The 13,631-nt window shown below is 63.2% G+C and carries 14 protein-coding genes, 2 tRNA genes and 1 pseudogene; 2 read left to right on the top strand and 15 right to left on the bottom strand.

Annotated elements, in window-relative coordinates; all coding sequences use genetic code 11:
• Nucleotides 1-332 precede the first annotated feature (332 nt).
• The 14 genes and pseudogenes from AC72UB_RS08410 to AC72UB_RS08345 form a co-directional block, all read right to left on the bottom strand.
• A pseudogene (locus tag AC72UB_RS08410) lies at nucleotides 333-477 on the bottom strand (transposase); the annotation flags it as partial.
• Between the two features lie 890 nt (nucleotides 478-1,367).
• Nucleotides 1,368-1,441 (bottom strand) — tRNA-Gly (locus tag AC72UB_RS08405).
• A 169-nt stretch (nucleotides 1,442-1,610) separates the two neighbouring features.
• Nucleotides 1,611-2,120, bottom strand: a complete 510-nt coding sequence (locus tag AC72UB_RS08400) for a fasciclin domain-containing protein (protein WP_505189351.1) — start codon at nucleotides 2,118-2,120, stop codon at nucleotides 1,611-1,613.
• A gap of 135 nt (nucleotides 2,121-2,255) precedes the next feature.
• A complete protein-coding gene (locus tag AC72UB_RS08395) occupies nucleotides 2,256-4,301 on the bottom strand; it encodes an ASKHA domain-containing protein (RefSeq protein WP_505189350.1) in 2,046 nt (681 codons plus the stop codon).
• A 213-nt stretch (nucleotides 4,302-4,514) separates the two neighbouring features.
• Nucleotides 4,515-4,904 (bottom strand): cupin domain-containing protein, encoded by a 390-nt coding sequence (locus AC72UB_RS08390; protein WP_505189349.1) that lies wholly within the window; start codon nucleotides 4,902-4,904, stop codon nucleotides 4,515-4,517.
• On the bottom strand, nucleotides 4,901-6,046 hold the full coding sequence (locus tag AC72UB_RS08385) for a CaiB/BaiF CoA transferase family protein (protein WP_505189348.1): 1,146 nt from the start codon (nucleotides 6,044-6,046) through the stop codon (nucleotides 4,901-4,903). The genes AC72UB_RS08390 and AC72UB_RS08385 overlap by 4 nt, the downstream gene beginning before the upstream one ends.
• A gap of 3 nt (nucleotides 6,047-6,049) precedes the next feature.
• Entirely contained in the window at nucleotides 6,050-7,132 is a 1,083-nt protein-coding gene (locus tag AC72UB_RS08380) for a 2'-deoxycytidine 5'-triphosphate deaminase (protein ID WP_505189347.1), read from the bottom strand.
• A gap of 64 nt (nucleotides 7,133-7,196) precedes the next feature.
• Nucleotides 7,197-7,274: transfer RNA gene (locus AC72UB_RS08375), tRNA-Pro, on the bottom strand.
• Between the two features lie 65 nt (nucleotides 7,275-7,339).
• Nucleotides 7,340-8,101: a MerR family transcriptional regulator gene (locus tag AC72UB_RS08370; RefSeq protein WP_505189346.1), complete on the bottom strand. Its 762-nt coding sequence runs from the start codon at nucleotides 8,099-8,101 to the stop codon at nucleotides 7,340-7,342.
• Between the two features lie 15 nt (nucleotides 8,102-8,116).
• Entirely contained in the window at nucleotides 8,117-8,419 is a 303-nt protein-coding gene (gene ihfA / locus AC72UB_RS08365) for an integration host factor subunit alpha (RefSeq protein WP_463288569.1), read from the bottom strand.
• A 100-nt stretch (nucleotides 8,420-8,519) separates the two neighbouring features.
• On the bottom strand, nucleotides 8,520-9,491 hold the full coding sequence (locus AC72UB_RS08360; protein WP_463288568.1) for a beta-ketoacyl-ACP synthase III: 972 nt from the start codon (nucleotides 9,489-9,491) through the stop codon (nucleotides 8,520-8,522).
• On the bottom strand, nucleotides 9,488-10,594 hold the full coding sequence (plsX, locus tag AC72UB_RS08355; RefSeq protein ID WP_505189364.1) for a phosphate acyltransferase PlsX: 1,107 nt from the start codon (nucleotides 10,592-10,594) through the stop codon (nucleotides 9,488-9,490). Before plsX ends, AC72UB_RS08360 begins: the two co-directional genes overlap by 4 nt.
• Nucleotides 10,595-10,637: 43 nt before the next feature.
• Entirely contained in the window at nucleotides 10,638-10,841 is a 204-nt protein-coding gene (gene rpmF / locus AC72UB_RS08350; protein ID WP_430464188.1) for a 50S ribosomal protein L32, read from the bottom strand.
• A gap of 151 nt (nucleotides 10,842-10,992) precedes the next feature.
• Entirely contained in the window at nucleotides 10,993-11,604 is a 612-nt protein-coding gene (locus AC72UB_RS08345) for a YceD family protein (protein WP_505189345.1), read from the bottom strand.
• 206 nt (nucleotides 11,605-11,810) lie between these two features.
• Here AC72UB_RS08345 and AC72UB_RS08340 point away from each other — a divergent pair, with 206 nt between their 5' ends.
• Nucleotides 11,811-12,290 (top strand): outer membrane protein assembly factor BamE, encoded by a 480-nt coding sequence (locus AC72UB_RS08340; RefSeq protein WP_505189344.1) that lies wholly within the window; start codon nucleotides 11,811-11,813, stop codon nucleotides 12,288-12,290.
• Nucleotides 12,291-12,343: 53 nt separating this feature from the next.
• Here the strand turns inward: AC72UB_RS08340 and msrB are convergent, their stop codons facing one another.
• Nucleotides 12,344-12,751, bottom strand: a complete 408-nt coding sequence (gene msrB, locus AC72UB_RS08335; protein ID WP_505189343.1) for a peptide-methionine (R)-S-oxide reductase MsrB — start codon at nucleotides 12,749-12,751, stop codon at nucleotides 12,344-12,346.
• 108 nt (nucleotides 12,752-12,859) lie between these two features.
• Here msrB and AC72UB_RS08330 point away from each other — a divergent pair, with 108 nt between their 5' ends.
• Complete coding sequence (locus tag AC72UB_RS08330; protein WP_505189342.1) at nucleotides 12,860-13,618, top strand: GNAT family N-acetyltransferase; 759 nt, start codon at nucleotides 12,860-12,862, stop codon at nucleotides 13,616-13,618.
• Nucleotides 13,619-13,631: the final 13 nt, after the last annotated feature.

The following is a 13,631-nucleotide window of genomic DNA, read 5'->3' as shown; positions in this document are numbered from 1 at the left end:
TCATCTGCTGGACCCCATAAAACGGCGTCTCGAGGAACTGCTTGTCGATCTTCACCATGAGGTCGAGGTTCATGGCCGTCTCGCCCATCAGTTCGTAGTAAAACGACGACCGCGAGATCGACAGCAGGCGGCACTGCGCCCCGGCCGACAGACTTGGGTGGTTCTTGTCAATCATCCCGCGCCTCACTTGCCGATCCAAGGCTTGAGCTTTCGTGACAAAAAATCGTTGGCCACAGCCAGCTCCCCGATCTTTGCATGCAGCGACCGCACCGTGTCCTCGTCGATCTCGGGCGCTCTCTTGCCGCCCCGCTCGAAGATCTCCGCCGCGCCGTCCAACAGAGCCTTTTTCCACTGATGGATCATCGTCGGATGCACACCATATTCGGCTGCCAGCTCCGACACTGTGCGCTCGCCTTTCAGCGCCTCTAACGCAACACGCGCCTTGAACGCCGCGTCATGGTTCCTGCGTTTCTTCATGTTCTGATCTCCTCGTTCTTGGAGACCAGCAGACGTCAGATCGTAGCTTCCGTCACTGTCCGATTTTCGGGGAGTAGCTCACGTTCGGACCCAGACGTTTTCAACCGCCGCGCACTGTGGGCCACTATCTTGACGCTTGCCGCATCTGGTGAAACATCCGACCGCCTCAGGCCGATAATCTCTGCAATCCTACAGCCTGTCTCTCCCAGTATTGGTATGGCCCAGCGCAAGGGCTTATCTGTTGCCAAACAAGCCTCGTACAGCCCCTGTAAGCCCTCTGTATCGACAGGTAGACGCTTGACCCTATCTGCGCCCTCTTTGGCGATTAGAACGCGTGTGAAGGGGTTTCTGCCGTCGATCTCATATTCTGCGTAGGCATAGTTGAAGACCGCACTTAGGCAATTCAGTCGCCGTCGAATTGAGGTGGTTCGCATTCCGCGCTGAAGGAGCGTCTGCACAAAGTTGCGTGCATCCTGCCTGCCATAACCATCAATCGACATGTCCCCAGAAAGTTGGGCCAGAAGCTGCGCGCTGCTGATCGTTGGGTTGCCCTGTATTCCTCGGACCTCGACATACTCTGTAGCTATCGTGGTTAGCGTAGCCTGCCTTGTTGTAGTCGCTGCCAGCAGGGTCTTTAGGTCAGGTGAAACCTCAATGTGGTCCTCAGCCCAAATGTCGTTGAGCCGTCTGGTCAGCCGATCAGCTTCCGCAAAATCCTTGATTCTGATCCTGACTTGGAGACCGAAAGCATCAACGGCATGTCGTGGTACACGCCTGTTGTAATACAGGTGACCATTGATCGTGGTCGTGTGCCGTGTGGGATCGTTTGTGTGCATCGCAAGCCCTCAAAAAGCCTAAGCCATTGAGAAATCACGTGAATTTAACGGAAGTGGAGCGGGTGAAGGGAATCGAACCCTCGTATTCAGCTTGGGAAGCTGCTGCTCTACCATTGAGCTACACCCGCGACAGCATCGAATTATGTCAGCAGCGGGCTGTGGTCAAGGGCTTGTCGGGGTTTCGTCGGCGTGTGGCGGGGGATTGCTGACCGGTGTGCCAATCGACCGGGGCACAAGCCGCACAAGAGAAACGGCGCGGGGCAAGGTGCCCCGCGCCGCGATAGTCTTCAGCCCAGATCAGTTGGCGGGCAACAGCACAGCGTCGACCACATGGATCACGCCGTTGGTGCCGGTCAGATCGGCGGCGGTCACGGTGGCCATCCCGCCAGCTTCGTCCTTGATCTTGACCATGTCGCCGTCCAGCGACGCTTCAAGCTTGCAGCCGCCAAGGGTTTCGATGGTGGCGGTGCCGCTGCCATCGGCGATCATCTTGGCCACATCTGCCGCCATCGCTTGGGCGCCAACAACGTGGCAGGTCAGGATTTTGGTCAGCTGATCCTTGGATTCAGGCGTCAGGAGGCCTTCGACCGTGCCCGCGGGCAGTTTTTCAAAGGCGGCGTTGGTGGGAGCGAAGACCGTGAAGGGGCCCGCACCGGACAGCGTTTCAACAAGGCCAGCGGCCTGCACAGCGGCAACCAGCGTCGAATGATCGGCGGAACCCACGGCGATATCCACGATCGTTTGATCTGCGGCCAATGCCACGGTGGAGGATGCAAGCAGGGCCAAAGCGGCGAGACGAAGCTTCATGAAAATCTCCTAACACGAACCGGGCCAATCCCGGTGTCATGCAAGAGATACGTGTGGGCGATCTCGCTGGTTCATCCGCCTCGCGCAGCCGTGATGCGGCGTGATCGGTCCGGCATCTGAGCGGCAGGGCGGCGCTTAACCGCGCCGCCGCCGCCGCCCGCCATCTGCTCCGCCGCCCGAGCCCGAGGTGTTGAAGCTGACATCGGGCAGGGTGACGACGAGGCCAAGCTCGGGGAAGGTATCGACCGAATTCGGGATCGCGCTGGCATTGACGAAATGCTCTTGAAAGCGCGGCTCGATGGCGGTTTCGACCTTGTGGATCTCATGCACCGTGGCCTCGATGGCGTTGCGTGCGCCGACATTGCACAGCGCAATCCGTGCGCCGGTGCCGGCTGCGTTCCCGGCAGAGACCACCTTGTCCAAGGGCACGTCAGGGATCATGCCCAGCACCATGGCGTGCTTGGGGCTGATATGGGCGCCGAAGGCCCCGGCGAGGGTCACCTTCTCCACCCGCTCTACGCCCATTTCATCCATGAGAAGCCGCGCACCAGCATAAAGCGCGGCCTTGGCCAGCTGGATGGCGCGGATGTCGCCTTGGGTGACCGAGATCTTCGGCCCGCCGGTGGCGCTGCCGTCATGCAGCACATAGGAATGCGTGCGCCCCTCGGCCTCGCAGCGCGGGCTGCCGACCTGATCGGGGCCGCCAATCAGACCACCTTGGTCGACAATGCCCGCCATGCGCATCTCGGCCACGGCCTCAATGATGCCCGATCCGCAAATGCCGGTGATGCCAGAGGAGGCGGTTGCCGCCTCAAATCCCGCATCGGTGGACCACAGATCGGAGCCGATCACCTTGAAGCGGGGCTCTTTGGTGAGGGGATCAATCTCCACCCGCTCAATCGCGCCGGGGGCGGCGCGCTGGCCCGAGGAAATCTGCGCGCCTTCAAAGGCGGGGCCGGTCGGGCTGGAACAGGCCAGAACCCGGGTCTTGTTGCCCAAAAGAATCTCGGCATTGGTACCGACATCGACGATCAACACCATCTCATCCGATTTGCCCGGCTCTTCCGACAGGGCCACAGCGGCGGCATCCGCCCCCACATGGCCGGCAATACAGGGCAGCACATAGACACGCGCAGCGTCATTGATGTTGGAGAGGTCCAGATCACGGGCATCCAGCGACAGGCTGCCGGAATTTGCCAAGGCAAAGGGCGCTTGGCCGAGTTCGACCGGGTCAATGCCCAAGAGAAGGTGGTGCATGACCGGGTTGCAGACGAAGACCACCTCGTAAATCGCTCGAGGGTCAATCTTGGCCTCTTCGGCAATCGAACTGGCCAGCGCATTGATCGCCTCGCGCACGGCGCGGGTCATCTCGACATCGCCGCCGGGGTTCATCATGGCATAGCTGACGCGGCTCATCAGATCTTCGCCAAAGCGGATCTGCGGGTTCATGAGGCCGGACGAGGCCAGAACCGCCCCATCGCGCAGATCGCAGAGATGCGCGGCAACGGTGGTGGACCCAAGGTCAATCGCCAGACCATAAAGCCCACCCTCATAGAATCCGGGCTTCACGTCCAGAATGCGCGGGGCCTGGTCATGGTTGCCCTTGTTCAAGACAACGGTGACCTTCCATTCGCCCTTACGCAGGACCGGCTGCAGGCGGCGCAACACGCCCAAACCGGCCTCGGGGGCCTCAACACCCCATTGCGCGGCCAGCGCCTCTTTCAAGCGTTCAAAGTCGCCCGAGGGGTTGTGCATGTCGGGCTCGGTCACCTCGACAAAGAGCGCGCGCGTCGCCGGGTCCATCACGATGTCGCGCTGGGTCGCGGATTTGCGGATCACTTGCTTGTGGACTTGGGACTCGGGTGGGACGTCAATCACGACATCGCCCATGACCTTGGCCTGACAGCCCAGACGGCGGCCCGGCAACATGCCGCGCTTGGACTTGTACCGCTCTTCCACCGCGTTCCAGGGGCTGACGGCGTCTTCCTCGACTGTCACGCCATGTTTGGAAAACTCACCATATCCGGGTGTGATCTGGCACTTAGAGCAAATGCCACGGCCCCCACAGACCGAATCAAGGTCAACGCCCAACTGGCGGGCGGCCTGCAAGATGGGGGTGCCAAGGGCAAAACGCCCCCGCTTACCTGAGGGGGTGAAAATCACAAGCGCGTCTTCGGACATTGGTTTCCTCCTGTTCGCCCTGTCTTTCTAGCGGGCGGACCGGAGGCGGCAAGGCCGGAAAGCGTCGCCTTTGTCGTTGGTTGCGGCGCAATTCGGTACCAGCGGCAAAAGCGGCACCACTTGGGCTTTCATCTTGGCATAAATACTCCCCGCGGAGCGTCCCTTGATTGGCCTGAGGAGCCTCCGGCGGGAGTATTTGCGGCCAAGATGAAATCAGCGGGGTGTGAAGCGGTAGGTGATCTCGTCAAAGCTGTCGGCGGCGAAGGTGTAGAACCAGCGCAGGGTTTCATGGGCAACTGGAATGCCATGTTCGGCATTGCCGGGGATGAAGAGGGCGACACCGGGTGAAATTTCATGCGGCTGGCCGTCGATCACCACTGTGCCATGTCCTTCGAGGCCGAAATAGACCTCCGCATGGGCGTGGCGGTGGGCGGCGAAATGTTCGCCAGGCCGGATGATGCCAACGCCGCAGGTGAGGCTGTCAGTCTCCGTCTCGCCCTTTGAGAACACACTTTGCCAGCGGACAGTGCCCTTTTCGGGCGTGTCCCATGTCGCTTCGGGCAGGGTGGCAGTATCGATACGCAAGGCACGCGAGAGGGTCATGTGTTTAGCCAGTTCAAGATGGCCGCGCGGTCGCCGTCGAGGGCGGGGGCTGCGGGGCGAGTGGTCAATTCGGGCAGGGTGGAGAGTTTGATCGGGTTGCCCGGTGCGGTAAACCGGTTGCCTTGGGCATCGGGGGCAATGGGCAGCACCATGGCGCGGGCCAAAAGTTGAGGGTCTTGCAATACCTCGGACATGTCTTGCACGCGGGCTGTCGGCAGCCCCGCCGCCTCAAGCTTTGCAATCCAATGCGCCGCCGGATGCTCCAAGGTGACCGCCTCAATCAACCGTTTCAACAGCGCATTGTTGTCGCAGCGCGCGGCATTGGTGGCGAACCGGGGGTCGCCAGCCTTCAGCGGCAGGTCGAGCGTTTTGCTCAGATGCTCGAACATCGCGTCATTGCCGGCGGCGATAACAAAGAACCCATCCGCTGCGCGATAGGTCGAAAACGGCGTGATCGTCGGGTGGCGTGCACCCGTGCGGCCGGGCGCGCGGCCGGTGGCGGTCGTCAGCGCGATGGAATGCTCTTGAATGGCCAGTTGAGCATCCAGCATGGCGACGTCCACCTTGGCGCCAAGCCCGGTTTTCTCGCGGTCATAAAGCGCGGCCAGCACGCCTTGGGCCAGATACATCCCCGCTACGATATCACCGATCGAGGCCCCAACGCGCACCGGCGGGCCGCCTTCTTCGCCGGTGATGCTCATCACCCCGCCACGCGCTTGCACGACCATGTCATAGGCCGGTTTCGCTGCATCTGGCCCGGTATGGCCAAAGCCTGACACCGCGCCATAGATAAGGCGCGGGTATTCGGCGTGCAGCCTCTCCCAGCCGTAGCCAAGCCGCTCCATCACGCCGGGGCGGTAGTTTTCCAAGACCACATCGGCGCGGGCCAGAAGCCTGTCAAGGATACCACGGTCGGTCGGCGATTTCAGATCAAGCGCGATGGACTGTTTGCCGCTGTTCAGCGCCGCAAAATAGGCGCTGGTGTCGTTCACAAAGGGCGGAAAGGCGCGGGTGTCGTCGCCCAAGCCGGGGCGTTCCACCTTGATGACGCGGGCGCCAAGATCTTGCAGCGTATGGCTGCAGAACGGGCCTGCCAGCACATGAGTGAGGTCAAGAACTGTAACGCCTGAAAGCGGGGCCATGGCTTACTCCATTCGGAATTGCTTGGCGAGCTTAAGCCCCTGTCCTTGATAATTCGACGAAATTCCGGCGCCATACAGCGTATCGGGCCGTTCGCTCATCCGCTCATAGACCAGACGACCGACGACTTGGCCGTGTTCCAAGACGAAGGGCGCCTCATGGCAGCGCACCTCCAAGACCCCGCGAGAGCCTGTGCCACCCGCTGCGGCATGGCCAAAGCCGGGGTCGAAGAAGCCGGCGTAATGCACGCGAAACTCGCCGACCATCGCCAGATAAGGCGCCATTTCGGCGGCGTAATCGGGGGGGATCGTCACGGCCTCGCGGCTGACGAGGATATAGAACGCGCCGGGGTCAAGGATGATGCGGGCATCTGTCGCGCGGACCTCTTCCCAAAAGTCGCGCGCGGGGTAATGGCCGATCCGCGCAAGGTCGATCACCCCGGTGTGGGGCTTGGCGCGGTAGCCCAAGAGATCACCCTGTGCGGGCTTGAGATCCACCGAAAAGCCCAGGCCTTCCGAGATCACCGCCTCGCCCGAGACCAAGGTGTCCACCGCATGCAAGCTGCGCAGTTCGGCATCGGTCAGCACGGATTGCCCGGCGCGAAAGCGGATCTGGTTTAGCCTTTGCCCAGCACGCACCAAGACCGAGAAGGAGCGCGGGCAGACCTCGGCATAAAGCGGGCCAATGTAACCTTCGGGAATGCGGTCAAATTCCGTGCCACCGTCGGTGATGGTGCGGGTGAGCAAGTCGAGCCGCCCGGTGGAGGATTTGGCATTGGCCACCGCCGTGATGCCATGGGGCAGGGCGAGCGATTCCATCAAGGGCACGACATAGACGCAGCCCTTTTCCAAGACCGCGCCATGGGTCAGGTCGACCCGGTGCATTTCAAATTCGGCCAGACGGTCGGCCACCTTGGCGCCATTGCCGGCCAGAAAAGAGGCGCGGACGCGGTAGGCCACGGTTCCAAGCCGCAAATCAAGGCTGGCGGGCTGAATCTGGTCGGGCAGGATGGCGGGGCTGCCGTTGAGCGTGCCTGCGGCGATCATGGCGCGCAGGGCTTGGGCGGGCAGAACTCCGGATGTGGTCATGGCAGGTGCCCCTTTCAAAACGAAACCGCCCGCGCTGCCGGGCGGCAGGCGGGCGGCTTTGTATTGGTCGGGCCGGAGAGATTCGAACTCTCGACCTCCCGCCCCCCAGACGGACGCGCTAACCAGGCTGCGCTACGGCCCGACGAATAGGCGCTTTCATAACGATATTCCGGCGGCTCGCAAGCGGGAAAGCGCATTCTTTCGCGGTCAGATCAGGTTGGTTGCGGGCGGGGCCGCCACGCGCGACTGCAGGCTGACAAGGCGGTCGCGGAGCTCGCGCGCGGCCGGGCTGTCAAGGCTGCCCGGGGGCAGTTGGCGCAGCCGTTCGACAAGGCGTTGCGGGGCAGGGGCGGCGGCTCGCGCAAAAAGCGGCAGCTCTTCGGCGGGGGCCGGTGCGGGCTTGCGCGCGGCCTCGGAGGGGGATTCGGGGGCAGCAATTGGGGCAGGTGCCACGGTAAGCTCGGCGATGGGAGCCGCGACGGGCGCGGCGGTCAACAAAGCCGGTTCGACTGGGCTTGCCGCGGCCACCTCAGGCTCGGCGGTTTGCGCCCGACGGGCCTTAAGCGCGGTTTCCAGCGCCACGATCTGCGCGCTTTCGGCGGCCTCTTTTGGCAGGGGGGCGGGGGCAGGCGGGGCGAAATTGGCGGCGAGCGCCGCCTCAAGTGCGGCTTCGGCGCTGGCGCTTTCGTCGGGCACATCCTGACCAGACAGGCCCGCCACATGGCGAACCCCTTGTTCGCGCAGCATTTTCTGTACGCCGCGAATGGTCAGCCCCTCATCGTGCAAGAGATGCTTGATACCGGTCAGCAGGGCCACGTCACTTGGTCGGTAATAGCGCCGCCCGCCCGCTCGTTTCACCGGGCGGATCTGCGGAAAGCGGCTTTCCCAAAAGCGCAGCACATGCGCGGGGGTCTCGAGAATCTCGGCCACCTCGCTGATGGTGCGAAAGGCGTCAGGCGATTTCTCCATCCGCCAACCTTTCCGTTACTTTTTCTTGCCGGCTGCGACGCGATCTTTCATCAGATGCGAGGGGCGGAAGGTCAGCACGCGGCGGGGCGAGATCGGAACTTCGTCGCCGGTCTTCGGGTTGCGGCCGACGCGGGCCGTCTTGTCGCGCACCGAAAACGTGCCGAAGGACGAGATTTTCACCGTCTCGCCTGAGGCCAGCGCATCCGACATATGGGCCAGAACCGATTCCACCAGATTGGCCGATTCGTTGCGGCTGAGGCCGACTTCACGGAACACAGCCTCGGACAGGTCCATCCGCGTTAAGGTCTTTTCGCTCATCATATCCCCCCCGGGTTATTCAGGGCAGATTGAGCGCGATGGATTTGCGAGTCAATATCAAAGACTTGGGGCGGCCAATTCATGCAAGGATTTGCGCGGTTTACCAGCGCAGAACCACCGAACCCCATGCCAAACCGCCACCAATCGCCTCGGTGACCACCAGATCGCCTTCGCGCAGCTGGCCGCGCGCCTTGCCAACCGACAGCGCCAAGGGAATTGAGGCGGCCGAGGTGTTGCCATGGTCTTGCACCGTGACGATCACCTTATCCATCGAGACCTGCATCTTCTTGGCGGTGCCTTCGATGATGCGGATATTGGCCTGATGCGGCACGATCCAATCCACATCGCCGGGGGTCAGCCCGGCCTTATCAAGCGCGGCATGGGCGGTTTCGGCCAGCTTTTCGATGGCATGGCGGAAGACTTCCTTGCCTTCCATCCGCAGATGACCCGTCTTGCCGGTCGAGGTGCCACCATCGACATGCAGGATGTCTTTGTAGCGGCCATCGCTGTTCAGGTCGGTCGCCAGAATGCCGCGGTCCGCGTTGGTGCCGGTGCCGGTCTGCGCCTCAAGCAGCAACGCTCCCGCGCCATCCCCGAACAGCACGCAGGTGCCGCGGTCGGTCCAGTCCATCAGCCGCGAGAAGGTTTCCGCCCCGATCACCAGAACGCGCTTGGCCTGACCGGCCAAGATCAGCGCATTGGCGGTGGTCAGCGCAAAGGCAAACCCAGCGCAGACGGCTTGGACGTCAAAGGCAAAGCCGCGCGTCATGCCAAGGCCGGATTGGATCATCGTCGCGCAAGAGGGGAAGGTGAAATCGGCGGTCGAGGTGGCGACGATGATCGCGTCGACATCCTCGGGGGTCAGCCCGGCATCGGCCAGCGCAGCTTGGGCGGCGCGGGTGCCAAGATCGGCCGTGGTCTGGCCGGGGGCCGCGAAATGCCGCCGTTCAATACCCGAGCGCGAACGGATCCATTCGTCAGAGGTTTCAACCAAAGCTTCGAATTCAGAGTTGGGAACCACACGGTCCGGCAAGTAGTGCCCGACGCCCCTGACCACGGCGCGTATTGTCATTCAGCGGACCCTGCTTCTGCCCCGATTGCGGCGGCATCCTGCCCCGCAAGCCCGGTGGATGCAACCCGTGCCGCGATGCGGTTGGCCAGATCGGCCCGCGACAATTGATGCGCAAGACGCACTGCTGCCGCGACACCCGTGGCGTCAGCCGAGCCGTGGGATTTCACCACGGTGCCGTTCAACCCCAAGAACACCCCGCCATTGGCGCGGCGCGGGTCGGTCTGGGCCTGCAGGCGGCGCAGTGACTTCATGGCCAGAAGCGCGCCCAGCTTGGCAAAGATCGTCGAGGTGAGCGCTTCACGCAGGAAGGTGGAAATCAGCTTGGCCGTGCCTTCGCCAGTTTTCAGCGCGACATTACCTGTAAACCCATCAGTCACAATCACATCCACCCGGTCTGAGGGAATGTCAGACCCTTCGACAAAGCCCACAAAGTCATAGCCCCCTGCGGTCGCGGCAGCGGCCATCTGGGGATAGGCCTCATGCAGTTCGGCCCGGCCCTTGTGCTCTTCGGTGCCGACATTCAACAGTCCGACGCGCGGGCGCGGCAGGTTCAGGCTGTTGCGGGCATAAGACGCGCCCATGGCGGCATATTGCAAAAGATCCGCCGCATCGGCTCTCACATCCGCGCCGACATCCAGCATCACGTTAAAGCCAGCCGGGTTGCGCGACGGCCAATAGCAGGCAATCGCTGGGCGGTTCACGCCGGGCAGTTTGCGCAGCCGCAGCATCGCGACAGCCATCAGCGCGCCCGTGTTGCCACAAGACACCGCCACCGTCGCCTCGCCGTTTTTCACCGCATCAATGGTGGAGAACATCGAGGTGCCTTGGCCATGGCGCATCACTTGGCTGGGTTTGTCTTCCATGGTGACGACGCGCTCGGCATGGCGCAGATCGACACGTCCCGCCAAAGCAGGGGCGCGGGCCAAAAGCGGGGCAAGCACCGCCTGATCGCCATGCAGGATAAAAAGCGCATCGGGCAATTCGACAGCCGAAAGCGCAAGACCGGCGACAACTGCCGCCGGTCCTTGATCGCCGCCCATCGCATCGATGGAAATAACGGTCTGAGAAGGCCCCTTGCGCCCTGCAACCGTGTCAGCCGGAATGGAATTTCCGTTGGTCATAGGTCAGGCGCGGCAGGGCAGCGGCTTACGCCGCGTCCTCGTCCACTTCGCCGACGCGGGTCGCCACGACTTCGCGGGCGTCATAATGGCCGCAAGCCGGGCACACGTGGTGCGGGCGCTTCAGCTCGCCGCAGTTCGAGCATTCCTGCGGGTTGCCAGCAACCAGCGCGTCATGCGAACGGCGCATGTTGCGGCGCGATTTGGTGGTGCGGTTCTGCGGGACAGCCATGTCTCAGCCTCGAATTAGGGGGGACAGGCCCCGGATTTTCCTTTGATTCCAGAAGCATCGGCCAAGCAAACAGGCTCGGCCAGAAGACCCCGAATGAGCCGCGGAACATAGTCGGATTCCGTGCGGGCGCAAGCCCTTTTCTTTAGCCGTCTTACGTCGGTCCGGAATCGGGCTTTTTCAGCTTGTCGGCAAGGGCAGAGAGCCCGGCGAAGGGCTTGAGGTCGGTGTCACCCAAAGGCGTGACACCGGGTGGAGCATAGACCGCTTCTCCCAAAGCAGCCCCGGGCGCACGCGGATAAAGCGGCAGCGCCAGCGCCAGCGCTTCGGCGGCAATGGCGGCCACATCAATCACCTCAGGCAATGGGTCGATCTCGGCATCGACCATCTCGATCTCATCAACTTCGGGAGTGGTCATCTCGGCCACAAAGCGGCGGTGAACCGGTTCGGTCACCGTGCAAGGCACAGGGGCCATGGTGACCGAGCAAGGCTGGACGGCGGCGGCGGTCAAGTCGGCCACCAGATCAAAATCATGCCGCCCGGCGGGCCGGATTTCGCCAGTCAGGCGCAGCTTGGAAAGTTCCAAGAGGCCAAGTGCCGCCGCGATCGCTGCCCGGCCTGCGGCATCGGGTCGAAAATCAAAGCGCGTGGGTTTGCGCGTGGCCAAGGACTGGGTGCGAAAGGGCAGGCTGGGCATGCCAGCCACGGCGGGCCCGGCTGGCTCTGCCGAGGGGGATGCGGGGGGCAGATCGCGCTTGGTCGTCATCTGTCGTCCTTTCGGGCGGGCCTCCGGTTGCGCTTGCGCGCCGCCGGGGTGTTTGCATTCTTGAACCGGGCCCGATCCCACTGTAAGCCTTGGCCAAGGGGCGCGCGCCTGTCCTTGCCTGTCGATAGTGCCGCACGGCGCCGCTGGCAAGGCCGGGACAGATGTCAGGCCTTCAGGATCAGGGCCGGAAAGATCAGGGGACGGGCATGTCGAAAGCAGTCATTACGCGCGTGTCGGGCTGGGGTCAGACCGTTCGGCTGACAATGGCCGGGCTTGCGCTGGCCGCGCTGGCATCTTGCAGCCCGGTGCTTCGCAATCATGGCTATGTGCCCTCGGAAGAGGAATTGGCGCTGATAGAGGTCGGGGTGGACACGCGCGAGACCGTCTCGGCCACGCTGGGCCGGCCCTCGGGGCAGGGCCTGTTGAACGATGTTGGCTGGTTCTATGTGCAAAGCCGCTGGAAACAGTCGGGCGCGCTGGCCCCGAAAGAGATTGACCGGCAGGTGGTCTCGATCACCTTCACCGAAGAGGGCAAGGTCGAGAATGTTGAGCGCTTTGGGCTGGAGAACGGCCAAGTCGTGGCCATCTCGCGCCGGGTGACGGACAGCAACATCAAGGGTGTGGGCTTCTTGCGTCAGCTTTTGGGCAATATCGGACGGCTGCGGGCCGATCAGTTCATCGAGTAACGCCTGACCCCTGCAAGATTTGAAGAGGCCGCCCGGATGGGGCGGCCTTTTTCTTAGTCTTCGGGGTCAAACCGTACGGCCACGCCGTTGATGCAGTATCGCAGGCCCGTCGGCGGTGGCCCGTCGGGGAAAACATGGCCCAGATGCGCGTCGCAACCCATGCAGGTCACCTCGGTGCGGACCATATAATGGCTGCGGTCCTCATGCTCTTCGACCATGTCATTGGGCAGGGCTGCGTTAAAGCTTGGCCAGCCGCAGCCCGATTCGAACTTGGTCGAGGCGTCGAACAAGGGCGCATCACAGCACACACAGCGATAGGTGCCGGGGCCCTTGGGAAAGCCGGGATGGCTAAAGGGCCGCTCTGTCGCCGCGCGGCGGGTGACCTGAAAGGCCAGTTCCCCCAGTTGCGCCAGCCATTCGGCATCGGGTTTCATCACCTTGTGCATCGTCTTCTCCTGCATGGGGCCGCGCGCCACTGCTTGCGCGGAACCGCGTCCTGCCGCAAACCTAGCGCCGGGCGCGGCGATTTCCAACCGCTGGCCCGGCGCGGGCAATGAGGAGCTGTGCAGGTGCGACTGCAGACGGGGGCTTTGGTGGCGCGACTGGCTGATGGGCCGGAGGACATCGCGCGGGCGCAAGAGCTGCGGCATCTGTGCTTTCGCGCCGCGCGTGGGCTGGACCGTATCGGCGGGCGCGAGGCGGATGGGTTTGACGATCTGTGCCAGCATGTGCTGATCGAAGACGCCTCTGGCCGGCTTCTGGGCGGGTTTCGCACCATGATCCTGCCTGCCGATCAGATTGCCGGCAGCTATTCGGCGCAGTTCTATGATCTGACGCCGATCAGCACCCAGCCCGGCCCCATGATGGAGTTGGGGCGGTTTTGCACCCACCCCGAGGCCAGCGATCCCGACGTGCTCCGTCTGGCTTTGGCGTCGATCACGCGGCTGGTTGAAGGGGCCGGGGTGACGCTGATGTTCGGTTGCAGTTCGTTCGCAGGTGCGGATCCGGCGCGGCACGCCGAGGCGCTGGCGCATCTCGGGCGGCACCATCTGGCCCCGGCGGGCCAAGCGCCGGGACGGCGCGGGGTCGGTTGCATCACCTTGCCCAATCTGGCGGCGGATCCGCGCCGGGCGCTCGCGGCGTTGCCACCGCTGCTGCGCAGCTATCTGACCTTGGGCGGCTGGGTCAGCGATCACGCGGTGATCGACCCCGATCTGGACACACTCCACGTCTTTACCGCAGTCGAGGTGGCGCGCATTCCACCTGCACGGGCGCGGGCGCTGAGGGCATTGGTGAGCGCTGCGGCGGGCTTGGGCCAAAATTCTTGAAGAATTTTGCCAA

The organism is Allotabrizicola aquatica (SeqCode), assembly GCF_965194375.1.
Classification (GTDB): domain Bacteria; phylum Pseudomonadota; class Alphaproteobacteria; order Rhodobacterales; family Rhodobacteraceae; genus Tabrizicola_A; species Tabrizicola_A aquatica.
The sequence above is the reverse complement of the archived record's forward strand: the minus strand, read 5'-3'. Positions and strand labels throughout refer to the sequence as shown.